Raw genomic sequence first — 23,934 nt, forward strand, 5'->3', positions numbered from 1 at the left:
CGGACAGCGGCGGGATCAGGCGCGGACACGGCGGACCGGGCGGACGGTGTCGCCCGCTGTGCGACTCATCAGGATGCCCTCAACGCAGGCGACGACGAGCAGGGCGGCGATGACCCAGAACGCGGCCGTGTACGGTCCGTCACCGCCCAAGCCGGAGGCCGCACGGATGACCACGGCGGCGACGGCGACACCGAAGCCCGCGGCGGTCTGCTGCAGCGTCGACGACAGCGTGTTCGCGGGGGTCATGTCGGCCTGCTCGACGTCGGCGAAGGCGATCGTGTTGTACGCCGTGAAGCCCACGGAGCGGGCTGCGCCGCTGACGACGAGCAGCACGGCGAGCAGCCAGAACGGGGTGTCCTCGGTCATGAACGCCATCGCGACCACGGTCAGCGCGGCGACGGCCGACGACACGATGATCACCGGGCGGTAGCCGAACCAGCGGAGGAACGGGGTCGTCATCGGCTTGATGCCGAGGTTGCCGACGAACACCCACAGCACCGCGGACCCGGCGAGCACGGCGCTCCAGCCCCAGGCGTCCTGGAACAGCAGCGGGAGCACGAACGGCACCGCGGACACCGCCAGGCGGAACAGGCTGCCGCCGGCGTGCGACACCCGGAAGGTCTCGAGTCGGAACGCGTCGAGCCCCATGATCGGGTGCGGAGTCCGGCGGAAGTGCCGGACCGCGAGCCAGCAGCACACCGCGCCGAGGACCCCGGAGACGACGACCGCGGTCACCGGCACGACGTCGAGCGCCAGCAAGGACGCCATGACCACGAGCGAGCCGAGCCCGACGCAGGCGAGCAGCGACCCGAACCAGTCGAACGGCACGCGCTGCGCCGCACGCTCCTGCGGCACGAGCACCAGGGCGGCGACGAAGGCCATTACGCCGAGCGGGATGTTGATGAGGAAGATCCAGTGCCACGTCAGCGTCTCGACGAGGACCCCGCCGATGAACGGCGCGATGATCGGTGCGGCGAGGGCCGGCCAGGTCAGGATGGCGATGGCGGTGACGAGTTGTTCGCGCCCGGCGCTCCGGAGCACGACGAGGCGGCCGACGGGCACCATGAGCGCCCCACCGAGGCCCTGCAGGATGCGCCACAGCGTCAGCTCGACCAGCCCGGTGGACAGCGCGCACAGGGCTGACGCGATCGTGAACAGCGCGATGGCCCCGGCGAAGACGGTCCGGGAGCCGATCCGGTCGGTCAGCCAGCCGGACACCGGGATGAACACCGCGAGGGTCACGAGGTACGCGGTGATCGCGACGCCCACCGCGGCCGAGTCGACCCCGAGGTCACGCCCCATGGCCGGGGCAGCGGTCGCCAGGATCGTGCCGTCCAGGAGCTCCATGAAGAAGGTCCCGGCCACCAGCACGGCGACCGCCGTGCTGCCCGTCCGTCGTCTGGGTGTCGTCGCCGTCGTCGTCATCGCCCACCGAGACTATGCCCGCGGACGTCCGCGCCGTCACGGACGGGCCGCCCGCCGGACGCCGCACCGGCCGCCCACCGGGCGCGACGCGGCGCGCACGACGCGGGACGGGCCTCCAGGCGCGGTTCCGGGCGATCCTCATGCTCGGGCCGACTACCCTGGCCGGGTGCCGACCCGACCACCCGAACGCCGAGGAACTCGCGCGTGAGCCGCACCGACAGCGCCGGTGTGGTCGCCGCGGGCACGACCGGCGGTCGACGACGTGTCCTGGACACCGTGGCCTCCCTGCCGGCGTGGGCGGCGGTCCTGCTCGTCTGGACGGGCGGCCGGGTCCTGTCGACCCTGTGGCTCGCGCTCGCGTACCCGCTCATCGGTCGTGCGCTCCCGGGCAACGCGATCTGGGGCAACGAGCACGGGTTCGGCGCCTTCCTGGTGGCGTGGGACGGGCAGTACTACGAGCAGATCTCGCTGCACGGGTACCCCGACGCGCTGCCGCTCGACGCCGCCGGCAACGTCGCGCAGAACGCCTGGGCCTTCCTGCCGGCGTTCCCCTTCACGATCCGGGCGCTGACCGCCTCGACCGGGGTGCCGTTCGAACTCGGTGCCCCGCTCGTCGCGATCGTCGCCGGGCTGCTCGCCACCTACCTGCTGCACCGTCTGGTGCGGGACCGCGCCGGGCACGCCGCGGCGATGTGGGCGGTCTTCTTCTTCAGCTGCGGTCCGCTGTCGTTCCTGCTGCAGGTCGGGTACGCGGAGAGCATGTTCCTCGCACTGTCCTTCGGGGCGCTGCTCGCCCTGGAACGTCGGCGCTACGGGCTCCTGACGGCACTCGGCGTCGCCGCGGCCTTCACCCGCCCGGGCGCCCTGGCGATCCCGCTCGTGCTCGGCGTCGTCGCACTCGTGCGGTGGGTCCGTGCACGGCGCGAGACCGGCCGGGTGTTCGAGGGCTTCCCACTCCGCGAGCAGGTCCGGGTCGTCGCCGCGGGGCTGACCATGGTCCTCGCCGGGCTCGCCTGGCCGGTGATCGCCTCGCACGCCACCGGGACACCGAACGCCTACCTGGAGACCGAGATGTCCTGGTGGGTGAACTTCATCGGCCGGGTGGACTTCGTCCCGCTGACGCCGTGGTTCCTGATCGCGGGCCGCTGGCTCGGCGTGGGCGGGATCCTCATCGTGGTGTTCCTGCTCGTCACCTACCCGATCTGGTTGCTGCGCCGGTCGACGCTGCGGCTCGGGCCCACGACGGTGCTGTACTCGGCCGCGTACGCGCTGTACATCTTCGCGGTGTCGCTGCCGATGGCCTCGACCCCGCGGCTGCTCATGCCGCTCGCGCCGCTGTTCGGGTCACCCGAGCTGGTCGCGAAGCCCTGGATGCGGTGGACCTTCGTGACGGCCGCGTTGGCCGGGCAGCCGGTGCTGGTCGCGGTGCTGTGGCTGCTCGGCCCTCCGTGAGCGGCTGACGCGCAGCCTCAGCAGGCACCCGCCCCGACACGACACGACGCCGCCGTCCCGACAGGACGGCGGCGTCGCGCGTCGTGCGTCATGCGTCGCGTCTCAGGCGTCTCGCCTCAGAGCTCGATCGTGCCGTGGTCGCCGGTGTCCGGCTGACTCTGCTTGCCGAGCGCCGCCTTGAACATCTGCACCAGGCTGCCGACCGGACCGGTGTCCTGGGTCCAGTACTCGACCGAGACCCCCTCGACCGTCAGCAGCCGGATCGACGGGTCCTGGCGGCCCTCCGGGAACCAGGCCTCGGCGAACGGCGACCAGAGCTCGTCGACGACCGAGTCGTCCCGGGTCACGGTCGCGGTCCCGGCGATGGACAGGTACCCGCCCTGCGACTCGATCGAGACGTTGACGTGCGGGTTCCGCGCGATGTCCTCGACCTTCTCGCTGCCGTCCTGCACCAGGAACCGCAGGGTCCCGTGGAACGTCTTGTCCTGCACCGCGAGGGGCCTGGCATGCAGGTTCCCGTCCTCGCTCACCGTGGTGAGCAGTGCCGTGTGGGCGCCGTGGACGATGTCCGAGATGGCGGCGCGCTGGTCCGTCTGTGTGTCGGTCATGGTGCTCCTTTGCGTCATGCGCCCCGCTCCGCTCGACGTGCGACCGTCGGTGCACGGGGCCGTACCGTTCCGACCAGTGTGCCCCTCCGGCGCTGGACGCGTCAGCCCCGCGCGTCGACGTGGTCCGGTCCAGGTCGGCCTGGAGGCCCGGTGCACGTCCGCCACGCCGCCCCCGCCCGGCACGCGTGCCGTCCACGACGTCGGGATCGTGAGCACACGATGTCGCCTCCACACCGGCGAACCGACCGTTCCTGCTCACGAAGTGGGACAGGGGCCGGGCGCGCGGCAGGGAGGCCGGGGTCAGGCGGGTTCGCGGATGGTGGTCTCGACGTCGACGACCTGCGGGATCTTCGGCATCGAGGCGAAGCCGAACGCCACGGGCGGGTCGAGCGGCGCCAGGGCCCCGAGCGGCTCCCCCGCCCAGGTCCCCCGCACGCCGGTGACGTCGTGCGCCCCGGTCACGCCGTAGTACTCGCGGCGACCGTTGCCCGCCGATCCCGCCGTGCCGGACCCCGGCGCGAGCAGCCGTGCCACCGGGTCGATCGCGGCGAGCCAGCGCGGGTCGCGGGCGATCGGCTTCGGGACGATGCGCAGGATCCGGCCGAGCGGCGAGATGCCGCCGACGTCGATCGAGGCCTGCAGTGCCCCGGCGGACAGCTCGAGGCCGCCGGCGGTGCGGCGGGCGCGGACGTCGACGACCGAGACGGTGTCGAAGCGGTAGGTGCCGGAGACGTACGCGGCGACGATCTCGTCGGGTGCGAGCAGCACGCTGGTGCCGTCGGGGAGTTCGAGGAACACGTCCGTGAACGGGCCGAACGGCGAGCGGTCCCACATCCCGACGACGATCCGGACGCCCGAGGTGGTGCCGACGCCCATGATCCGGCCGCGGAACCGGCGTTCGACGACGGAGTCGGAGGCGTGACCAGCAGCGGGACCGGAGGCGTGGTCGGGGCGTGACGACATGCCCTGGACCGTACCCGCGGCCCCCGTGAGCCGATCTCGGCGGCCGCCCCGGGGCCTCCCGGCCGTTGCCCGCGCGCCCTCTGCCCGCCGGAACCTGAACGCAAGACACCGGTGTCCACGCTCCGAACACCCGCGAAGGGTGGTGTGGAGCGCGAACACCGGTGTTTTGCGGACCGGACCGGACCGGACCCGACCGGACCGGACCCGCGTCCGTCAGGCGACGGGGACGGGCTGCGCCAGCAGCTCGCGCACGCGGGGTGCGACCTCGGTGCCGTAGAGCTCGATCGAGCGCATCATGTCGGCGTGCGGCAGACGACCCGTGGCGTACCGCATGTCGAAGCGCGAGGCGCCGAGGATCCGCATGTTGCGCGCGACCTTCCGGGCGACGGTCTCCGGGGAGCCGACGTAGAGCGAACCGCCGGCCGACAGGCTCGCGCGGTACCCGGCGACGTCGAGGGGCGGCCAGCCGCGCTCCCGGCCGAGCTGGTCGGTGACGGCCTTGTGGTACGGCCAGTAGCGCTCGGCGGCCTCTTCGTCGGTGGCGGCCACGAAGCCCGGCGAGTGCATCGCGATGGGCTGCTGCGGCAGGTCGAGCTGCGCGAGGGCCTGGCGGTACAGGCGCGAGAACGGGGCGAACTGGGCGGGCTGCCCGCCGATGATGGCGAGGAACAGCGGCAGGCCGTACGACGCCGCGCGGATGACCGACTGCGGGGAGCCGCCGACACCGATCCACGTCGGGATGGCACCGTGCTCGAGCTTCGGGAAGACGTCCTGGTCGACCAGGCCCGCGCGCTTCGTGCCGGACCAGGTGACGGCGTCGCCGCCGCGCAGGGCCGCCCAGAGCTGGAGCTTCTCCTCGAACAGGACCTCGTAGTCGCTCAGCTCGTAGCCGAACAGGGGGAACGACTCGGTGAAGGAGCCACGACCCAGGATGACCTCGGCGCGGCCGTTCGACAGGGCGTCGACGGTGGCGAAGCGCTCGTACACGCGGACGGGGTCGTCGGAGGACAGCACCGTGACCGCTGAACCCATCCGGATGCGCTCGGTGCTGGCGGCGATCGCGGCGAGGACGACCTCGGGGGCGCTCACGACGAAGTCGGCTCGGTGGTGCTCCCCGACGCCGATGAAGTCGACGCCGACCTGGTCGGCGAGGACGGCCTGGTCGACGACGTCGCGGATGCTCTGCGCGTCGGACTGCAGGCTGCCGTCGGCGCGCTCGGTGACGTCGCCGAAGGTGTCGAGGCCGAGCTGCAGCGGTCCGATCCGGTCGGGTGCGGGCGGCGGGACGTCCGAGGGACGGTCGGTGCCGAATGCGTTGCTCATGGTGTCCTCCTGGTCGCACTTCCATGCGTTTGCATCAACATAGCACGGCGGCGGCGTGCGCGCACGGGGTCAGCGGCCGGACCGGGACTGGGCCCGGGCGGCGCGCGGCCGGGGTCGGCCAGCCCGGACGAGTACGGTCACCCGCATGCCGAACCTCCCCGACCAGACCGGACGCCGCATCGTCGTCACCGGGTCCAACAGCGGCACCGGACAAGAGGCCGCCCTGCGCCTCGCCGGAGCCGGCGCCAGCGTCGTGCTCGCCGTCCGCAGCACCGAGAAGGGCGAGACCGCCGCCGCCGGCATCCGCGCCACCCACCCCGCAGCCGACGTGGAGGTCCGCGAACTCGACCTCGCCGACCTGGCGAGCGTCCGCCGCTTCGCCAGCGGCATCGTCGACGAGGAACGTCCGATCGACGTCCTGGTCAACAACGCCGGCGTGATGGCGCCGCCGGAGCGCTTCGAGACCGTCGACGGCTTCGAGCTGCAGTTCGGTACGAACTTCCTCGGCCCGTTCGCCCTGACGAACCTGCTGCTGCCGTCGCTGCTGCGTGCGCGCACGCCCCTCGCCGACGGCCCCCTGGCCGAGGCACCCCGGGTCGTCACGATGTCGAGCCTCGCCGCGATCCCCGGCCGGATCCGCTTCGCCGACCTGCAGTGGGAGCGCGGCTACAACGGCTGGCGCGCCTACGCGCAGTCGAAGCTCGCCGACCTGCTCCTCGCGCTGCACCTGCACCGCCTGACCGTCGAGGCCGACGTGCCCCTGGTCAGCACCGCCGCCCACCCCGGCTACACCCGGACGAACCTGCAGGCCGCGGGACGCTCGCTCGGTCGGTCGAAGCCGGTGCGGTCGAGCAACCGCGCCCTGCCGTTCACCCAGGCCGTCGAGCAGGGCACCGAGCCGCTGCTGTACGCGGCGGTCGGGCCGAACGCGGTGGGCGGCGCGTACTACGGCCCCTCGGGTCCGTTCGGCATGACCGGTCCGACCACCACCGTGTCGATCCCCGGATCCGCGCGGAGCGCCGACCTCGCCCGCTCACTCTGGGCCGTCGCCGAGGACCTCACCGGGACGCGCCCGCCGCTCTAGCCGCGCTGGCCGCGCCCCTCGCACGGTGCGAGGGGCGCCTCGGCCCGTGCGAGGTTCCGGACGTGGTGCGAGGGGGCGCGGGTCGCACCGAGGACGCAACCTCGCACCACTCGACGTCGTGCGCGCCGGGCGCGGGCGCGGGGCACGGCCGGGAGGCCCGGGGCGGGTCCGGCACGCCGCCGGCGTCAGGCGCGGTGCAGCTCCACCGACCCGTCCAGCCGACCGGGTTCGGTCAGGCGGGCGTGCTGCAGGACGGTGCGGCCCGGCGCGATCGCCGCGGCGACGATGGACAGGGTCGTCATGTGGCCCTCGGCCTCGTGCACGTCGCGGAGGATCGCGTCGGGGTGGTCGCTCGGCAGCGCTGCGGACTCCACCAGCACGCCGAACCAGCCGCCCCAGCCGTCCCCGGCGTCGCCACCGGAGTCCACGGTGCGGAGTTCGTCGAACGGTCCGAGCACCGGCGGGCCGGACGGGGCGTCGACGGCACGGAAGGCCTCGAGCCACCGACCGATGCGTGGCGCTGCGGGGTCGTCGGCCGCACCGTGCGTGACCATGTGGACGCCGGGGCCGAGGTCGGTGGTGCGGACCTGTTCGCCGTCCCAGGTCAGCACCGAGGCGCCCTCGGCCGTGGCGCGCACCAGGTTGAAGGCCCGCGTGGTCGGCAGGGTGCCGTCGTGACCGGGCAGCAGGTCGTCGGCGACGGCGTCCACCGGCACCACGCCGCGGGTCGTCCAGGTGCCGTCGACGCTCGTCACGGGTTCGGCGCGGTTGAGCACCACGGCCAGGCCTGCTCGGTCGGACGCGGCGAGCCACGCACCACCGGCGGAGCGGTCACGGACACCACGGAGGTCCGGGTCGCGGTCCGGCCACCAGGCAGCGGGCGGGTCCCACGGACGCTCGGGCGACTCGTCCCGCAGGGCGAGCACGGTGACGGGCCACGCGGACCCGGGGTCGACGCGGACGACGACGGTGCACATGCCGTCGATCCTCGCACGTGGCCCCGGTAGCGTGAGCCAGGTGAACGCAGCAGCAGAGCGCGCCCTGACCGTCATCGTGGGGATCACCGGGGGCATCGCCGCCTACAAGGCCGTCGGGGTCGTCCGCGACCTGGTCAAGCGCGGCCACGACGTGCACGTCGTCCCGACCGAGGGCGCCCTGCGCTTCGTCGGACTGCCGACGCTCGAGGCCCTCAGCCGCAACCCCGTCACCACGAGCGTGTGGGACGACGTCGCCGAGGTGCGCCACGTCGCGCTCGGTCGCCGGGCGGACCTGGTCGTCATCGCCCCCGCCACCGCGGACTCGCTGGCCCGGATGGCGCACGGCCTGGCGAGCGACCTGCTCGGCACGACGCTGCTCGCGACCGAGGCACCTGTCGTGGTCGCCCCCGCGATGCACCCGCAGATGTGGGAGCACCCCGCGACCCGGTCGAACGTCGCCACGCTGCGTGACCGCGGCGTCCACCTGGTCGGCCCGGTCGTCGGCGCACTCACCGGCGACGATGCGGGCATCGGTCGGATGGCGGAGCCCGAGGACATCGTCGCCGCCGCGCTCGCCGTGCTCGACCAGCACCCCGCACCGGCCGGCCGTCGCGACGCGGACGGCTCGGGGGCCGGCACCGGAGCCCGGGGCGAACAGGGCGACCTGGCCGGCGTCCGCGTCGTCGTCAGCGCGGGCGGCACCCGCGAGCCCTTCGACCCGGTGCGGTTCGTCGGCAACCGCTCGAGCGGCCGCCAGGGGATCGCGATCGCCGCCGATGCCGTCCGTCGCGGCGCGTCCGTGACCCTCGTCGCCGCGAACGTCGAGGGCTCACTGACCGCGGGACTGGACGCGACCGTGGTGCCCGTCGGGTCCGCGCTCGAACTCGCCGAGGCCGTGCACACCGCCGCCGCCGAAGCCGACGTCGTCGTGATGACCGCCGCCGTCGCCGACTACCGTCCCGCCGAGGTGCTCACCGAGAAGCTCAAGAAGGACGCCCAGGGCGAGCGCATGACGCTCGAGCTGGTGCGGAACCCGGACGTGCTCGCCGACCTCGTGGCGGCACGGCGGACCGGGCAGATCATCGTCGGGTTCGCCGCCGAGACCGAACCCGACCGCGACGCGCGGATCGACCTCGGGCGCGCCAAGATCAGCCGGAAGCCCGCGGACCTGCTCGTCGTGAACCACGTCGGCTGGTCGGCCGGCTTCGAGCGCGAGGAGAACGCGATCGAGGTCCTGGTGCCCGGTGGCGAGGTGGTCCGCGAGACCTCCGGCACGAAGGCCGAGGTGGCGACGGCGATCCTCGACCTCGTCGCGACCGCACTGACGTGAACGGGCACTGACGTGGAGAAGCGGCACTGACCTGGTTCCGAGGACCGGCGAGCACGATGGGGCGCATGCGACGACGTGAGCGGATCCGACGTGCCAACCGCACGGCCACCATCCTGGCGGTGGCCCTCGGTGCAGCGGGTGCCATGCACTTCCTGCGCCCGACCCACTTCGACCGGATCGTGCCGGACGCGCTGCCCCCGCGGTTGACCACGCTGGCCTCCGGCGTGGCCGAGCTCGGCATCGCCGCCGGGCTCGCGTTCCCCGCGACCCGCCGCGCCTCGGGGTGGGCCGCCGCGGCGCTGTTCGCGGCGGTGTTCCCGGCCAACGTGAAGATGGCGAACGACCTGCTCGACCACCCCCGCTCGAGCCGGGCGATGCGGCTCGTCTCGGTGCTGCGGCTCCCGCTGCAGGCCCCGTTGGTGCTGTGGGGCGTGCGCGTCGGTCGGCACGCACCGAAGCCGTGACCCAGCCGTCGTGGACCCGCGCGGCGGTGCCGTTGCTGCACCGCCCGGTCACCCAGCACGCCTGGGAGGACATCGTGTTCGCGCACTGGCGGCACGACCCGGCGTCGCTGCAGCGGCTCGTCCCCCGCGGGACCCGTCCGGACGTGGTCGACGGCAGCGCCTGGGTGGGGCTGTCGGCGTACGTGTTCCGGGAGACCCGCGTGCCGCCGTTCCCGTCTGCCGGGCGGCTCGGCACCATGACCGAGGTCACGATCGAGGTGCTCACGGTGGACGACCAGGGGCGGCGCGGGGTGACCTACCGTACGGTCGACACCGCGAACGTGCCCGCCATCGTGGCCGCGCACGCGCTGCTCGGCGTGCCGTACACGTTCGCGCACGCACGTTCCCGTCGCCGCGGTGACGCTGTGGCGCACCGATCCGTCCGGCACCCGACCCGCGCACTGCACCCGGTGCGGTGGGCGCGGTCGCTCCGGCAGGAACGCCCGACCGGCGCGGCGCGGCCGAAGCACGCGGCCTCGGTGCGGGTGACCGCCGGCGAGGTCGTCGACACCCCGCTGGCCGCCGAGCTCACCACCCGCGCCGGCATCCACGCGCGGTACCTGGCGCAGACCCTGTTCTGGCAGCGACAGCACCCGGTGCTCACCACCCGTTCGGCCACGCTCGACCGGCTCGAGGGTGACCTGCCCGACGCCGTGGGCATGCCGGGGTTGTTCGACCGGGCCCCGGACTCCCTGCTCGTGGTCGACGGCACGACCGTCCGGTACGGCTGGGGCGGGGTCGTCCGGTGACGGGCGCACGCTCCGACGCACAGGCCGACGACCCGTTCGACCTCGACCGCTTCGTCCGGGCCCAGCAGGGTGTCCACGACGTCGCGCTCGACGAACTGCGTCGGGGCCGGAAGTCGTCGCACTGGATGTGGTTCGTGTTCCCGCAGCTGGCCGGCCTGGGGCGGAGCGCCACGGCCGTGCGCTACGCGATCACCGGGACGGACGAAGCCCGCGCCTACCTGGCACACTCGGTGCTCGGCCCCCGTCTGCTCGCGGCGACCGACGTCGCACGCCACGCCCCCGCCCACTCCGCCGATGCCCTGCTCGGGGGCATCGACGCGGTGAAGCTCCGGTCGTCGATGACGCTCTTCGCCCGGATCGCGGCCGACGCGGGGCCGTTCGTCGCCGTGCTCGACCGCTGGTACGACGGCGCCGAGGACCCGGCCACGCTCCGCTTGCTCGGAGAGCACTCGGAACAGGAGTGACGCACGCGACGCACACGACGCACGACGCACGTGACCGGCATCTGAACGTCGACACTGACACGCGCTGAGCCGATCGGAACGCCGTTGTCATATCAGGTACGGTGATGCGAGCACGTGCGATGCCGACCGTGCCCGTTCGCCCGGCGCCCCGACGCCACCGCCCCCGAAGGAGAACGCATGCCGGTCCCCCGCAGCGCCCCGACCGAGCACCAGCTGCTCCGTGACACCGTCCGCCACAAGATCCACGACGCGATCATGGACGGCACCCTCCTGCCCGGCGAACGCCTGAACGACGACGAGCTCATCTCCTGGCTCGGTGTCTCCCGCACACCGATCCGCGAGGCCCTCAGCCAGCTGTCCCGCGCCGGCCTGATCGAGATGGCCCCGAACCGGTACACCCGCGTCACCACGCCGGACCCGACCGAGGTCGTCGAGGCGATGCAGACCCTCGGCGTGCTGTTCGGTGGCGTCGTCCGACTCGCGGTCCCGCGCCTGGGGTCGGCGGCCCGGAAGAAGATCCTCGCGCAGCTCGACAAGACGATCACCGAGCTCGAGGCCCACGAGGTCGCCGCGGTCAACCACGACGCCCTCGACGTCTTCGCCCTGTACGTCGCCGAGTGCGGCAACGAGAACCTGCAGCGTGTCTGCCGCGACACGATGGACGGCCTGGCGTTCCGGTTGCGGCTGCCGAACCTCGACGAGCTGGTCGACTGGGACCGGATGACCGAGGACTTCCGGCGCCTCCGGGCGGCGACCGAGTCCGGCGACAACGTCGCGGCCGAGCTCGCGACCGAGGCGATCCACCAGCTGCCGGGCGAGAAGCACTGAGTCCACCTGTACCCGCGTACAGGAACCGCCCGTCTCGCCGACGCGAGGCGGGCGGTCGACGTTCCACGGGCCTCCCGGTCGGTGGCCCGGGCACGCGCGTGACGCTCCCAGTCCCGGGGCCGCGCGGACCGATAGCATCGCTGGCGACCACCTGAACCAGGCACCCGGAGCAGCACATGAACCCCCGCCCGACGGACCGTACCGAGGTCGCCGCACGCCTGGCCGCCGCGGTCGGTCGGATCAACCGCCGGGCCCGCACCGACTCGGCCTCGCTCGGGTACGGCATCGTGTCGGCGCTCGCGTCGATCCAACGGCACGGACCCCTGCGCCCCGGCGACCTGTCGCGGATCGAGGTGGTCACGAAGCCCACGATGACCCGCATCCTGACCGAGCTCGAGCAGCGCGGCTTCATCCAGCGCGAGGCCGACCCGCGCGACGGCCGGGCGTTCATGGTGACGGTCACGCCGGAGGGCATCGAAGCGGTCGAGCGGGCCCGCGCGAACCGCACCGGGATCGTCGCCGAGCTCATCGCCGAGCTCGACGAGTCGGACGTCCAGGCGATCGCCGGCGCCCTGGCCGCGCTCGAGCGTGTCGCCCAGGGCGAGCACGCCCAGGAACCTCACACCTTCTAGGCTCCGCACGACCGTTACCGAACCGTTACCAAGCGGTGGACGGACCGTTCTGCCAGCGTTCCTGGACGCGCTGCCCAGTCTGACCGGTCATGGTGTCGGCTCCGCCTGACCGCGGCCACCCCACGGCTGCTCCCGGCGGACGGACGGGCCCCACACCACCGTCCGGTCCTCACCGGCTCGAGGACTCCTCGTCGTCGCCGACGGTGTCACCGACACCGCCAGCCTCCGGCGTGCCCGTACGACCTCGGTCGCGCGAGCAGGAGTCCCTCCCCCACCGAGCCGCCGACCTGCGGAACCGATGCGACACACCCCTGAGCTCCCCACCACCACCGCCTCGACCCGACGTGAGGCCCTGAACACCCCCACCCGCCGGATGCGCCGGGCCTTGCGGCACCGCGCGACGCTGATCGCCGGCGGCGCGGCGGTCCTCGCCGTCGCCGGTGGCGCCCTGACCGTCGGCACGCAGCCCGCCATCGGTGAGGCCCTCGGCATGCCGACCGGCTCCGCGAGCGCCTCGGCGACCGCGGAGCCCGCCCTGCGTGGCACCGCGCTCGACCGCGCCCAGGCCGCCGCCACGATCACCACGGCGAAGACCGTCATGCAGACCGCGAACGACAAAGTCGACACCTCGGCGCTCGAACAGCGTGTCGACGCCCTGAGCGACTACCCGGACCTGTCCGGCGCTGCGCTGACGAACCGGATCTCGACGACGGTCGCGTCGGCCACCGACGTCGCGCAGGCGAGCGCCACGCAGGACAAGCGGGACGTCGACGCGAAGGCCGCGGCCGCAGCGAAGGCCGCAGCCGAGCGGAAGGCCGCCGCCGAGGCAGCGGAGGCCGCCCGGAAGCTCGCCGCCGGCAACACCGTCGCCGGCGCGAAGGCCACGGCGACCTCGCTCGCGTCGTCGGAGTACGGCTGGGGTGCCGACCAGTTCCAGTGCCTGGACAACCTGTGGACCAAGGAGTCCGGCTGGAACTACCAGGCCGTCAACGCGAACGGCGGCGCGACCGGCATCCCGCAGGCGCTCCCCGGCTCGAAGATGGCCACGATCGCGGCGGACTGGCGCACCAACGCCACCACCCAGATCACCTGGGGCCTGCAGTACATCAGCTCGGCGTACGGCACCCCGTGCGCGGCGTGGGGGCACTCGCAGGCGAACAACTTCTACTGATCGGCGCGGGTCGCGAAGGCGACCGGCAGACGCAACAGGAGGCCCGTGGCGGATCCGCCACGGGCCTCCCGTTGCGTTGTCTGGTCGCGGTCAGCCCACCCGCGACGCGCACGTCGGCGCGGGTGGACATCAGTGCGGCTCGTCAGAGTGACCGGCGGAGGACGACGGACGCCTCGGGGGTGTTCACCTGGAACGCGAAGGTCTCCTCGACGTACATCGTGACGTCGACAGCGTCGTGGCCCAGGTAGCCGAGGGCCAGGTCCTCGCCGACGGTGAACACGAAGTCCCCGCCGCGCTGACTGATCAGCAGCGACTCGTCGATGCCCGGCGCCCGCTCGACCTGACCGCCGGTGATGCCCTCGAGCTGCTCACGCAGGGGTGTGCCGGCGTCGTCGGTCTCGACGATGTCCGCCCAGTCACGCGGGCTGCACGCCAGGGCGTACGGCCCGGCGACCCCGACGTCGCGGAGCGCGGCGACCGCAGCGGTGACCGCGGCCCGGAACGAACCCGGTGAGCCGTCGTGCGACTGTGCGGGCTGGGTCGACGCCTGCCCGGCCCCGGTGATGCCACCCTCCGGCCACCCCCGGAGCGTCGCCCGGTTCTCGTGGGCCGCGAGCCGCAGCACGGCCGCGTCGAGGTCACCCAGGTCGACGTCGGTGGCACCGCGGGACGAGTCCACGAGTTCCTCGAGCGCGACGGTGAAGGTCGCGCGGACCTCGCAGAGCGGCAGGACTCTGCGGCGCCGTGCGGTGATGCCGTCGGCGACCCCGCCGGTCACGGCGTCGGTGCGGCCGAGGTCGACCGAGGACCACTGCCAGCCGCGCGGTCCGTCGAAGTCGACGATGCGCCGCGCGGCGAGCGCCGGGACCAGCCGGTCACGGGCTTCGGCGTCGAGCACCGCCCAGGTGTCGGCACCGAACGGCGCGAGTTCGCGGAGGAGGTGGTTCATGGCGTGTGCCCTTCCGTGCTGCGGAGTGAACCGATGCCGAGACCGGGACCGGTGGCGTCGGGAGCCGTCACCACGGACGGCGACGGTGGTGCCGCGAGCGCGGCGAGGTCCACCAGGCGATCGCGTGCGGGTGCGAAGAACGTCGCTCCGGTGATCGCGCGCGAGAAGTCGAGCAGCCGGTCGTACGTCCCGGGAGGATCGCCGACGAACATCCGTTCCAGCATCCGTTCGAGCACCCAGAGCTCACCGCTGTAGCCGATGAAGTAAGTGCCGTACTCCCCGCTGCCGGGGCGACCGAAGGGCATGTTGTCGCGGAGGACGTCGTGCTCGACCCCGTCGTCGTCGACGATGGTCGCGAGCGACTTGTGCGACGGCCGGACCTCGGTGGCGCTGTCACGCTCCACGTTGTCCGACTTCGACCGGCCGATGATCCGCTCCTGCGCGTCCGTCCCGAGGGCGTTCCACGCCGCCAGGTCGTGCAGGTACTTCTGCACGACGACGTAGCTGCCACCGGCCCAGTCCGGGTCGTCCGCACCGACGAGTGCGGAGGCTGCCAGGTCCTGCGCGACCGGGTTCGCCGTGCCGTCCACGAAGCCGAGCAGGTCGCGGGTGTCGAAGTACCGGAAGCCGCTGACCTCGTCAACCACGGTGACGTGGTCCCCGAGCGCGGCGAGCAGCAGGCGTTCGAACTCGAAGCAGACGTCGGTGCGTTCGCCCCGGATGTGGAAGAGCAGGTCTCCCCCGGTGGACGGCGCGGAGTGGACCGGCCCGGTCAGGGCGGGGAAGGGCTGCAGCGCGTCCGGACGGGCGTGCGGCGAGAACCGGTCCCACGCCACCGCCCCGATGCCGACGACGCAGGACAGGTGCGCGTCGAGGGCACGGAACCCGACCGTCTTCAGCAGGCCGTCGAGGTCGCTGAGGAGGTCGCGGACCGCGGCGAGGTCGTCGTCGTCCGGGCCGATGTCGAGGGTCAGGAACACCGCCGAACGGGACAGCGGCGCGTCGACGCTCTGCGCGTCGATGGGGACGCGGCTGCCCGGTGTGCCGACCATCAGGCTGCGATGTGGACGGAGGCCATGGTGTCCGCCTTTCCTCCGCAGCCGTCCTGACGGTGCGGTTCGGTGCCGTGGGGTGTCTCCCGTCGAGCATCGCCACTCGGCGCCTCGTCACGCCTGAGTCGGATGACCCGCTCCGACAGGGGGGATGCCCGGGCGACCAGGGGGTGATGTGGTGACCGCGTCGTCGTCGCTAGCGTCCGGAGCAGCCGCCACGGGCCTCCCGGGCGGCGGACGACCGACGATCCAGGAGCGACGATGACGATCAGCATCTCGGACGCACGACCGGCGCACGGCGCCGCGCCCGACGACGTCGGCGGGCGAACGGCCGGCTCGCCGCCCGGGGTCGCTGACCCCTTCGTGGTGGTCACCGGACCGGACGCGTCCGCCCGGGCGCGGGCGCTCGCGGACGTCGCCGACGCTGCCCGGGCGGACGGCCACACGGTCGTCCGGTGGCGCGCGGTGGGCGGTGACCCCGTCATCGAGGCCGCGTCGCTGGCCCCGTGGCTCGCGCTCGTCCGGGCACACGACGCGGGGGCACCGCGGCCGGACCCGAGCATCGTCCTCGTCGAGGACTTCGACGCGCTCGACGAGGACGCCAGGTCCGTGCTGCACGACCTGCTCGCCGCGCTGGCGCAGGACCTCGGGACGGTCGTGGTGGTCGCCGTGGGCGAGGGCCGGGCCGGATCGGGCGCCCGGCTGCCGTCGGCCGACGTCCCCGTCGCCGTCACGGCCGCCTTCACCGGCGACTTCGGACTCGTCGACGCCGAAGCCGAACGGGCCGTGCGCCGTGGCGCCCGACCCGGTCCGTCGCTGGTGGCGGCGGTCGAGTTCGTCCGGGCGGTCCGGTCCGGTGACGTGCACGCCGGCAGGCGGAGCGTCCTGGCCGCGCTCGGGGAGCCCGACCGGGCGGGCGCCGACGACGTCCTGGTCGCGACGCTGCACGTGCTCTGCTACCTCGGCGGGCACGACTCCTGGTGGGACGAGGCGCTGGCGCTGACCGCGGACCGCGACCTCGACCCGGTGCTGCGGCTCGTCGAGGACTGCGTGGACGGCTCCGGCCGGACCGAGCACGAGCGTGCCGCGCTGTACCGCGAAGTGCTGGGATCCGCTGCCGACACGCAACCGTGGAAGGCCGTGGCACTGCACATCGCGTGGACGCTGCTCGACTCGACGGATCCGCGCCGGGACCACGTGGAGGCAGCGCTCCGAGGGGCGGGCGACGCCGGGCTCCTCGACTACTTCAGCTCGTGCCGTGCCGCCGTGACGCACTACCAGGCGGGGCGGCTCGACGCGGCGGGCGCGGCGTTCGACCACGTGCACCGAGCAGCGGAGCGCTGGCAGGCGGGGACCTTCGTCGCGCTGACGGAGGCGCTGCAGGCCCTGGTCCTGTCGGTGCAGGGCGAGCCGGAGCGGGCGGCGTGGAAGGCCGACCGCGCAGCACGGTGGGCGGCGCAGCACGGCACGCCGCTGGTCGCCCGGGCAGCGGAGCACGCCCGCTCGGCACTCGACGTCGCGACGGGGCGGTTCGAGGAGGCCCACAGCCGCTCGGCGATGCGACCGGGCGGGGCGGGGCGGTGGCTCGAGAGCAGCTACGGACCGATCGAGCTGCTCGATGCGGTGGAGTCGGCTGCGCGGCTCCGCCTTGCCGACCACGGGGCCGCGCTGGTGGCCCGGGCAGAACGGGCGTTCACCGACCAGCCGACCCCGCGCCGCTCCCTGGTGCTGCTCGCCTGCCGAGCGGTCGTCGACGAGACGCCTGGTGCCCGCGCCCTCTTCGAGGACGCGCTGGCCAGCGTCGACGGCGACGTCTCGCCGTTCGAGGTGGCCCGCGTCCGTCTGGCGTACGGCGAGTGGTTGCGTCGTGGGATGCACGCCCTGGAGGCCCGGGGCCAGTTCCGGCTGGCGGCGCGCGCCTTCGAGGTGCTCGGTGCCGGCGACTGGCAGGGCCGCGCAGAACGCGAGCTGCGCGCAGCCGGTGCCGCCCGTCCGCTGCCGACGGCGCTGGAGGCGGTCGACCTGAGCGAACAGGAACGCCGTGTGGCGTCCCTCGCCGCGGCCGGACTGACCAACAAGCAGATCGCCGGGCAGCTGTACCTCTCCCCGCGCACCGTGAGCGGGCACCTGTACCGGCTGTTCCCGAAGCTCGGCGTGACGACACGGGCCGGACTCCGGGATGCACTCCTGCGACTGGGAGGCGACGCGACGGGCAACGCCCGGACGTGACCCTGTCAGGGACACCCTCGCCGGCCGCCCGCCCCGTGGACCCCGGATGCTCCCGCCACCACCCGCGACACCCCGGGCGGACGGCCCGCGAGCGTCACCGGAGCCCGCCGCCGGGGTAACGGCAGGGCCCGTCGCCCGCGCACGGTCCGTTCGTAGACTCCAGCCACCGACGAGGACTGGTGGCCGCCGTGTTGACGGACGAGGAGTTGCTCCCCCGCGGAGACGAGTTCTCCGCGCCGGTGTCCGCCGTGCCCAGCAACGGGCTGCCGATCCGCGGCCGGAGCGTCGAACGGGGCGTCGCCGCCGATGCCCTGGCCGGTCTGTCACGGGGCGCGGGAGACGTGCTCGTCATCCGCGGCGCTGCGGGCGTCGGCAAGTCGCGTCTGCTCGAGGACGTGGTCGACCAGGCGAACGCGGCCGGCCTCCGCGTGGCCGTCGGTCGCACGGACCGCGACGCACGCCTGATCCCGCTCGCACCGATCATGGACGCGCTCGGCGCCGGGCCCCGGCCGATCTCCGACCGCGTCCGGCTCAGCGCGGTGACGCTCGACCCGGAGGCACGGTACTGGCTCCTCCAGCAGCTCCAGGACGACCTGGAGCGGGCCGCGGCGTCGGACGGCGTCGTGGTCGTCGTCGACGACCTGCAGTGGTGCGACGCGACGTCCCTGGCGGTGCTCCGATCGCTGTCGCGCCGACTCGCCGACGTCCCCGTGCTCTGGGTCGTCGCGGTCCGGACCGAGCACCAGGACCCGCCGGTGACGGCGACCGTCGACGAGCTCGCCGCGACGGGACGGATCGTCGACCTCGACCCGCTGGACGAGGAGGCCACCGCCGCCATGATCAGCGACCTGGTCGGCGCGACGCCGGACGGCTCGGTGCTGCGTGTTGCCCGACGGACGGAGCACATCCCGATCCTCGTCGCCGAACTCGTCCGCGGGCTCGTCGACGAAGGCCTGCTGGCGATCGCGGACGGCGTCGCCACGATGCCTGGCGCCGCGCTGCCCGCGAGGTTCGGTGCGTCGATCCGCGAGGGCCTCCGACGCCTGTCGAAGCCCACGCAGCAGCTCGTGCAGGTCGGAGCGACCCTGGGACGCTCGTTCTCGGTGCGGTCGTTGTCGGCGATGCTCGACCAGCCGTCGCAGCGGCTGCTCCCCGGGCTGCAGGAAGCGATCGAGGCGGGGGTGCTCGTCGACGACGGCACGGACCTGTCGTTCCGTCACGACGTCCTCCGCGAGGCGGCGGAGTCGATGATCCCCGCGGCCGTCCGCGACGACCTGCTCAGGCAAGCGGTGGACGAACTCCTGCGGCAGGGTGTCCCACCGGTCTCGATCGCCGCGCGCATCGCCGCGGTGGCGCAGCGCGGGGACGTCCGCGCCGCCGAGGTCCTGCGCACGGTGGCGATCGACCTCGCGAGCACGGACGCCGCCGAGGCCGGGGCGCTCGCCCTCCGCGCCGCCGACCTCGCGCACGGCACCCCGGCGCTGCCCGGCATCGTCGTCGACGTCCTGCCGCTGCTGTGGCACAGCGGCCGGACGGCCGAGGCCCGCGCGCTGCTCCACGACCTGCAGGGCCGCCTCGCTCCGGAGGACGACGCACGCCTGCACCTGACCCTGGCGCGGCTGCAGACCGAGGGCTCGACGCCGGAAGCACTGCGGACGGTCCAGACCGCACTGGCCCTGCCCGGCGTGAGCGCCGGCGTGCGGTCGCGTCTGCTCGCCGTGCGCGCGCTGAACCTCGCGCAGGCGGGACGGCACGCGGACCTCGCCGCCGCACTGCGGGAGGCCCGGGCGACGGTCGACGGCGACGCGGACCCGGTCGCCGTCGCCACCTTCGAGGCCAGTGCCTCCGTGCTCGCCTTCAACGAGGGCCGGTTCGCGGACGCGACGCAGGCGATCACGTCGGCGATGAGCCGGGTCGCAGCCACCGGGGGGTCGTCGAGCACCTGGTTGCCCGAGGGGCTCTGGGTGGCGTTCCTCGCGGGGGCACTCGGCGACACCGACCGTGCCGGACGCATCGCCGAGGCGAACGCCATCGAGACCCGGCGCAACCACCTGGCCCGCCCGACCGCCGCCTGGATGATGCTGCGCACGAGGGTGCTCTTCGACCAGGGCCGGCTGGAGGACGCCAAGACGTCGGCCGAGTCGGTCCTCGACCTGGCCGAGGACCTGGAACTCGGTCGGTTCGCGGCGCTCACTGCCGGGACCGTCCTCTTCCGCACGGCGCTGCTGCAGGGGGACCGCAGCGCGGCCGACCGGACGCGGCACTTCGCCGAGGCCCTGCTCGCCGATCCCCCATCGGCGCGCTCGGGATCGTGGCTGCTGGCGCTCGAAGCGGACGCCCACGGCGATGTCCGAGCCGCCGTCGACCGCAGCGAGGTGGCGTGGCGGAGCCTGGAGGAACCGATCGCGTCGATGTCGAGCCCGGCCGACTTCGCCGACGACGTCCACCTCGCACGCATCGCGATCCGAGGGGGTCAGCTGGACCGACTCGAGCGGATCGAACGGGTGGCGCGGCTCAGGGCCACGGCGAACCCGGACAACGACCTGTGCGGCGGAACCTGGCTGCACGTGCACGGACTCGTCCACGACTCCGTCGAGAGCCTCGGCGCAGCGGTGGAGCGGCTGCGCCGGGTCGACCGCCGGCTCGTGCTCGCCGCAGCGCTCGAGGACCTCGGGTGCGCCCTCCGGCGGCGCTCCGTGCCCGCGGCCGTCGAGGTGTGGCGGGAGGCGACGGAGCTGTTCGACGGTGCCGGTGCCCTGCGCGAGGCCGAACGGTCGCGGGGGCACCTGCGCAGCGTCGGTGTCACCGTCCGAGCGATCCCCGCCGACCCGGGCATCTCGGGCGTCTCGGGGCTCACCGCCCGCGAGGCCCAGGTCGTCGAACGGGTCGCAGCCGGCCTGACGACGCAGCAGATCGCGTCCGACCTGTTCATCTCGACCCACACGGTGACGAGCCACGTCCGGCACGTCTACGCGAAGTGGGGCGTCGCCTCTCGACGGGAGCTCGCGGCGCGGTTCCGGCAGCACCGATCCGGCTGACCACCGCTCGGGTCACACCGGTCCGCCGTCGAACCCGGCGCCGAGCGCACGGACCGCCAGGTGCGGCGCGGTGGAGAACCCGAGCTCGATCCGTCCGGAGAACCCCGCGAACCCGGCGAGCGCTCCGGCGCGGGTGCGGGTGGCGTCGAGGAACGCGAGGTGCAGACCGGCGCCGGCCCCGCCCGGGCCCGGCGTCCGGAAGCCGACGAGACGACCCGCGACCGCGCGGTGCACCGTCGTCCCGGTCGTGCCGTCCTCGGTCCGGACCTCGTCGAAGACGCCGTCGACCGAGACGGCCACCGCGAAGTCGCGCGGCGGCAGGACCGTGGTGATCCGGGCCTCCAGGTCGGCCACGGAGGCGACCGACGCGACCGTCACCGCGAGGTCGGGTGAGAACGTCGAGACGACGGCGAACGCGACCGGGTCGTCCGCGTCCGCGACCGCTGCGGTGCCGTCCGGCAGCATCCGGAAGCACCGGCGCTCGCACACGACCAGGCCGCGGGGTCCGGCGTCGCCGCCGGCGAGCGCGCCGAGTCCCAGGGTGCCGTGCCGACCGAGGGCCGCGACGGTGACCGGGACGTGGACGGCCGGTCGTCCACGTCGAGGATCGTCGACGGCCCGGTGCGCCCATGCGGCGAGGGTCGCCAGGGACGTGGTCCCGTCATCCGTCGTCTCCCGCACCGTGCTCCTCGTCCGTCCTCGGTTCGACCGTAGGAACTCCGCCCGCGCGGTACCAGCGCCGTTTGACTCAAGCGTCCGGGTGGGTGTGCGGCGCACGGTTGGACCATGAGTGCACGCGCGAACACGGTCTCCCCGTCCGTCCCCCCGTCCGGCGCGGGGTGCGTGGAGTGCGACGCGACCGGCTCGTGGTGGGTGCACCTGCGTCGGTGCGCCGCCTGCGGACACGTCGGCTGCTGCGACGACTCCCTGAACCGGCACGCCACCGCGCACTTCGCGGTCACCGGGCACGAGGTCATGCAGTCGTTCGAGCCCGGCGAGGGGTGGTTCTGGGACTTCGTCACGCAGGACTTCGTGGACGGACCCCGCCTCGCCGACCCGCAGGCGCACCCGACGACCCAGTCGGTCCCGGGTCCGGCCGACCGACTCCCCCGCGACTGGACGGAGCAGCTGGCCGAGCGACGCTGACACCGGTCGCGGCCGGTCGCGGCCGGCCGCGGCCGGTCAGGGCAGCCGGCGGTCGGTGTCCAGTGCTTCCGACCGGGCGATCAGCTCGTGCATCGTGGTGTGCGACCGGACCTGGTACGACAGGTGTGCGACGGCCAGCACCACCGCCGATCCGACGCCCCACACGATCGAACCCGGGTCGTCGACGCCGAGCTGGTCGACCAGGATGGCGACCCCGGCGCCGGCGACGATCGAGTTCACCACCGCGATCGCGGACGACATCGTGAACAGGAGCCGGTACCACGACGGGGCCCGGCCGATGTCGAGCAGCTCGTTGGCCGCGTGCCGCCCGCGGGGCATCGGGAAGTACGTGTCGGCCTCGGGCAGCAGGCGGCCGTAGTAGCGACGGATGCGTTGCATCGCGGCGAGTGCCGCGACGTCCTCGAGCGAGGTCTCGACGAGGCGTTCGTAGGTGAACGCGCCGAGCAGGACGATCACCGGGATGATCGCGCCGAGGAACCCGAGCGCGAAGGGCGTGTGCGCGAGGAACCCGAAGGCGACGAGCGAGCTGGAGAGCGTGGTGAGGTACAGCGAGGAGCGGCTGCTCGACTCGCTGACCGTGATGCTCCGCGCGCTCTCGAGGACGAAGTGCTCGGTCATCAGGGCGTTGAAGAAGGCGGTCGGCCGGTCCAGGGAGGTGATCGACTCGGCGGCGGTCGGCAGTGTCGTGTCGGGTTCGTCGGGCATCACGGGGCTCCTCGGTCAGTCGCTCGTCGCCAGGTGGCGGTGGACGAAGGTCACGGCCATGGCGCCCTCGCCGACCGCTGCGGCGACGCGTTTGACGGACCCGGCGCGGACGTCCCCGGCGGCGAAGGACCCGGGCACGTTCGTCTCGAGCCAGAAGGGACGCCGCTCGAGCGGCCAGTGCTCGAGCGAGCCGTCGACGGCGTCGAGGTCCGGGCCGGTGACCAGGTACCCGAGCCGGTCACGGACCATCGGCGTCTGTTCGGCCCAGCTCGTGTCCGGTCGTCCGCCGATGCAGATGAACAACCGCGTGGCCGGCAGCGACACCGTGGCGCCGTCGCCGTCGGTGACCTCGATCGACTCGAGTCGGCTGTCCCCGTGCAGCGCCGAGACCTGGCAGCCCGTCCGGACCGTCACGTTCGGTGCGGCCACGATCCTGGCGCTCAGGTACTCCGACATCGTGGCCGACAGCGACGCGCCCCGCACGAGCATCGTGACGTGCGCCGCGGAGCGGGACAGGTTCATCGCCGCCTGGCCCGCCGAGTTCGCCCCGCCGACCACGAAGACCTGCTCGCCGGCGCAGCCGTCCGCCTCGCTCGTCCCGGCACCGTAGTAGACACCGCAGCCGAGCAGCTCCTGCTCGCGCTGCAACCCCAGCCGACGCCACTCGACACCGGTCGCGCAGATGTTCGCACGGGCGACGACGTGGCCGCCGTCGGCGAGGTCGGCGTGGATGCGGCCGTCGTGGAAGACCCCGCGCACACCCTCGCGCATCACCAGGAGTTCGGCGCCGAACCGGACGGCCTGTTCCCGGGCGCGCTCGGCGAGGTCCGCTCCGGCGATCCCCTCGGGGAACCCCAGGTAGTTCTCGATGAGGCTGCTCGACCCGGCCTGCCCGCCCACGGCGTCCCGCTCGAGCAGGACGACGTCGAGCCCTTCGGAAGCCGCGTACACGGCCGCGGACAGCCCGGCGGGACCGGCACCGTAGATCGACAGGTCGTACTCCTGGCGGCGCGGTGCGTGGATCCACCCGAGCCGGTCGGCGACCTCGCGCAGCGTGGGCGCGACCAGTTCCGTGCCGTCGGGGAACACGACGAGCGGGAGCCGCGACGGATCGACCCGGTCGGCGCCCCCGACCCCGTCGACGTCGACCGGGAACCAGTCGAACTGCACCACGGAGCGCGACAGGAAGTCCCGCAGGGCGTAGGAGTCCGCGTCGAACGGCCGTCCGTACACGCGGACGCGACGTGACGGGAGCACGGCGGCGTCGGTCTCCATGGCTCCTCCG

General features: G+C 73.6%; 22 protein-coding genes. 12 read left to right on the plus strand and 10 right to left on the minus strand.

Annotated features, from left to right (window positions below):
- Positions 1-15: 15 nt before the first annotated feature.
- Positions 16-1,425 carry an MFS transporter gene (locus DEJ00_RS01800; protein ID WP_111056239.1) on the minus strand — a complete coding sequence of 470 codons (1,410 nt, stop codon included), beginning with the start codon at positions 1,423-1,425 and terminating at the stop codon, positions 16-18.
- A gap of 204 nt (positions 1,426-1,629) precedes the next feature.
- On the opposite strand from DEJ00_RS01800, the gene DEJ00_RS01805 reads away from it, so the two are divergent.
- Positions 1,630-2,877, plus strand: a complete 1,248-nt coding sequence (locus tag DEJ00_RS01805; protein ID WP_111056240.1) for a hypothetical protein — start codon at positions 1,630-1,632, stop codon at positions 2,875-2,877.
- A 116-nt stretch (positions 2,878-2,993) separates the two neighbouring features.
- Here the strand turns inward: DEJ00_RS01805 and DEJ00_RS01810 are convergent, their stop codons facing one another.
- The 3 genes from DEJ00_RS01810 to DEJ00_RS01820 all read right to left on the minus strand — a co-directional run bounded on the left by DEJ00_RS01810 (position 2,994) and on the right by DEJ00_RS01820 (position 5,771).
- On the minus strand, positions 2,994-3,485 hold the full coding sequence (locus DEJ00_RS01810; protein WP_027466283.1) for a pyridoxamine 5'-phosphate oxidase family protein: 492 nt from the start codon (positions 3,483-3,485) through the stop codon (positions 2,994-2,996).
- A 300-nt stretch (positions 3,486-3,785) separates the two neighbouring features.
- On the minus strand, positions 3,786-4,448 hold the full coding sequence (locus DEJ00_RS01815) for a hypothetical protein (protein WP_111056241.1): 663 nt from the start codon (positions 4,446-4,448) through the stop codon (positions 3,786-3,788).
- Between the two features lie 213 nt (positions 4,449-4,661).
- On the minus strand, positions 4,662-5,771 hold the full coding sequence (locus tag DEJ00_RS01820; RefSeq protein WP_111233255.1) for an LLM class flavin-dependent oxidoreductase: 1,110 nt from the start codon (positions 5,769-5,771) through the stop codon (positions 4,662-4,664).
- A 145-nt stretch (positions 5,772-5,916) separates the two neighbouring features.
- Here DEJ00_RS01820 and DEJ00_RS01825 point away from each other — a divergent pair, with 145 nt between their 5' ends.
- Complete coding sequence (locus tag DEJ00_RS01825) at positions 5,917-6,855, plus strand: SDR family oxidoreductase (protein WP_111056242.1); 939 nt, start codon at positions 5,917-5,919, stop codon at positions 6,853-6,855.
- Positions 6,856-7,040: 185 nt separating this feature from the next.
- Here the strand turns inward: DEJ00_RS01825 and DEJ00_RS01830 are convergent, their stop codons facing one another.
- Positions 7,041-7,832, minus strand: coding sequence for an NRDE family protein (locus DEJ00_RS01830; RefSeq protein WP_181440060.1), 792 nt, complete (start codon positions 7,830-7,832; stop codon positions 7,041-7,043).
- 64 nt (positions 7,833-7,896) lie between these two features.
- Between DEJ00_RS01830 and DEJ00_RS01835 the strand changes: the two genes are divergently transcribed.
- The 7 genes from DEJ00_RS01835 to DEJ00_RS01865 all read left to right on the plus strand — a co-directional run bounded on the left by DEJ00_RS01835 (position 7,897) and on the right by DEJ00_RS01865 (position 13,509).
- Positions 7,897-9,162, plus strand: a complete 1,266-nt coding sequence (locus tag DEJ00_RS01835) for a phosphopantothenate--cysteine ligase family flavoprotein (RefSeq protein ID WP_111056277.1) — start codon at positions 7,897-7,899, stop codon at positions 9,160-9,162.
- 65 nt (positions 9,163-9,227) lie between these two features.
- Positions 9,228-9,626 (plus strand): hypothetical protein, encoded by a 399-nt coding sequence (locus DEJ00_RS01840; RefSeq protein ID WP_071247576.1) that lies wholly within the window; start codon positions 9,228-9,230, stop codon positions 9,624-9,626.
- Positions 9,623-10,414 carry a YqjF family protein gene (locus tag DEJ00_RS01845; RefSeq protein ID WP_051596878.1) on the plus strand — a complete coding sequence of 264 codons (792 nt, stop codon included), beginning with the start codon at positions 9,623-9,625 and terminating at the stop codon, positions 10,412-10,414. Before DEJ00_RS01840 ends, DEJ00_RS01845 begins: the two co-directional genes overlap by 4 nt.
- Complete coding sequence (locus DEJ00_RS01850; RefSeq protein WP_111056244.1) at positions 10,411-10,878, plus strand: DUF1810 domain-containing protein; 468 nt, start codon at positions 10,411-10,413, stop codon at positions 10,876-10,878. The genes DEJ00_RS01845 and DEJ00_RS01850 overlap by 4 nt, the downstream gene beginning before the upstream one ends.
- Before the next feature lie 177 nt (positions 10,879-11,055).
- Entirely contained in the window at positions 11,056-11,706 is a 651-nt protein-coding gene (locus DEJ00_RS01855) for a GntR family transcriptional regulator (protein ID WP_071247584.1), read from the plus strand.
- 176 nt (positions 11,707-11,882) lie between these two features.
- Positions 11,883-12,338, plus strand: a complete 456-nt coding sequence (locus tag DEJ00_RS01860) for a MarR family winged helix-turn-helix transcriptional regulator (RefSeq protein WP_071247586.1) — start codon at positions 11,883-11,885, stop codon at positions 12,336-12,338.
- Between the two features lie 298 nt (positions 12,339-12,636).
- The gene (locus DEJ00_RS01865; protein ID WP_111056245.1) at positions 12,637-13,509 is read left to right on the plus strand and encodes a hypothetical protein; all 873 of its coding nucleotides are present in this window, start codon (positions 12,637-12,639) and stop codon (positions 13,507-13,509) included.
- Between the two features lie 142 nt (positions 13,510-13,651).
- Here the strand turns inward: DEJ00_RS01865 and DEJ00_RS01870 are convergent, their stop codons facing one another.
- Both DEJ00_RS01870 and DEJ00_RS01875 read right to left on the minus strand, forming a co-directional pair.
- The gene (locus DEJ00_RS01870; RefSeq protein ID WP_111056246.1) at positions 13,652-14,458 is read right to left on the minus strand and encodes a family 1 encapsulin nanocompartment shell protein; all 807 of its coding nucleotides are present in this window, start codon (positions 14,456-14,458) and stop codon (positions 13,652-13,654) included.
- Positions 14,455-15,510: a Dyp-type peroxidase gene (locus DEJ00_RS01875; protein ID WP_111056247.1), complete on the minus strand. Its 1,056-nt coding sequence runs from the start codon at positions 15,508-15,510 to the stop codon at positions 14,455-14,457. The genes DEJ00_RS01870 and DEJ00_RS01875 overlap by 4 nt, the downstream gene beginning before the upstream one ends.
- A gap of 261 nt (positions 15,511-15,771) precedes the next feature.
- Between DEJ00_RS01875 and DEJ00_RS01880 the strand changes: the two genes are divergently transcribed.
- The gene (locus DEJ00_RS01880; protein WP_111056248.1) at positions 15,772-17,739 is read left to right on the plus strand and encodes a LuxR family transcriptional regulator; all 1,968 of its coding nucleotides are present in this window, start codon (positions 15,772-15,774) and stop codon (positions 17,737-17,739) included.
- 179 nt (positions 17,740-17,918) lie between these two features.
- Positions 17,919-20,777 (plus strand): AAA family ATPase, encoded by a 2,859-nt coding sequence (locus DEJ00_RS01885; protein WP_111056249.1) that lies wholly within the window; start codon positions 17,919-17,921, stop codon positions 20,775-20,777.
- Between the two features lie 12 nt (positions 20,778-20,789).
- Here the strand turns inward: DEJ00_RS01885 and DEJ00_RS01890 are convergent, their stop codons facing one another.
- Positions 20,790-21,458, minus strand: coding sequence for an acetolactate decarboxylase (locus DEJ00_RS01890; RefSeq protein ID WP_181440061.1), 669 nt, complete (start codon positions 21,456-21,458; stop codon positions 20,790-20,792).
- 105 nt (positions 21,459-21,563) lie between these two features.
- Between DEJ00_RS01890 and DEJ00_RS18210 the strand changes: the two genes are divergently transcribed.
- Positions 21,564-21,923: a UBP-type zinc finger domain-containing protein gene (locus DEJ00_RS18210; protein WP_146247856.1), complete on the plus strand. Its 360-nt coding sequence runs from the start codon at positions 21,564-21,566 to the stop codon at positions 21,921-21,923.
- A gap of 36 nt (positions 21,924-21,959) precedes the next feature.
- On the opposite strand, the gene DEJ00_RS01895 is transcribed toward DEJ00_RS18210, so the two are convergent.
- Together DEJ00_RS01895 and DEJ00_RS01900 are read right to left on the minus strand one after the other, a co-directional pair.
- The gene (locus DEJ00_RS01895; RefSeq protein ID WP_027466271.1) at positions 21,960-22,649 is read right to left on the minus strand and encodes a hypothetical protein; all 690 of its coding nucleotides are present in this window, start codon (positions 22,647-22,649) and stop codon (positions 21,960-21,962) included.
- Positions 22,650-22,664: 15 nt separating this feature from the next.
- On the minus strand, positions 22,665-23,924 hold the full coding sequence (locus DEJ00_RS01900; RefSeq protein ID WP_111056251.1) for an NAD(P)/FAD-dependent oxidoreductase: 1,260 nt from the start codon (positions 23,922-23,924) through the stop codon (positions 22,665-22,667).
- Between the last annotated feature and the right edge of the window lie 10 nt (positions 23,925-23,934).

Source organism: Curtobacterium sp. MCLR17_039 (genome assembly GCF_003234745.1).
Classification (GTDB): domain Bacteria; phylum Actinomycetota; class Actinomycetes; order Actinomycetales; family Microbacteriaceae; genus Curtobacterium; species Curtobacterium flaccumfaciens.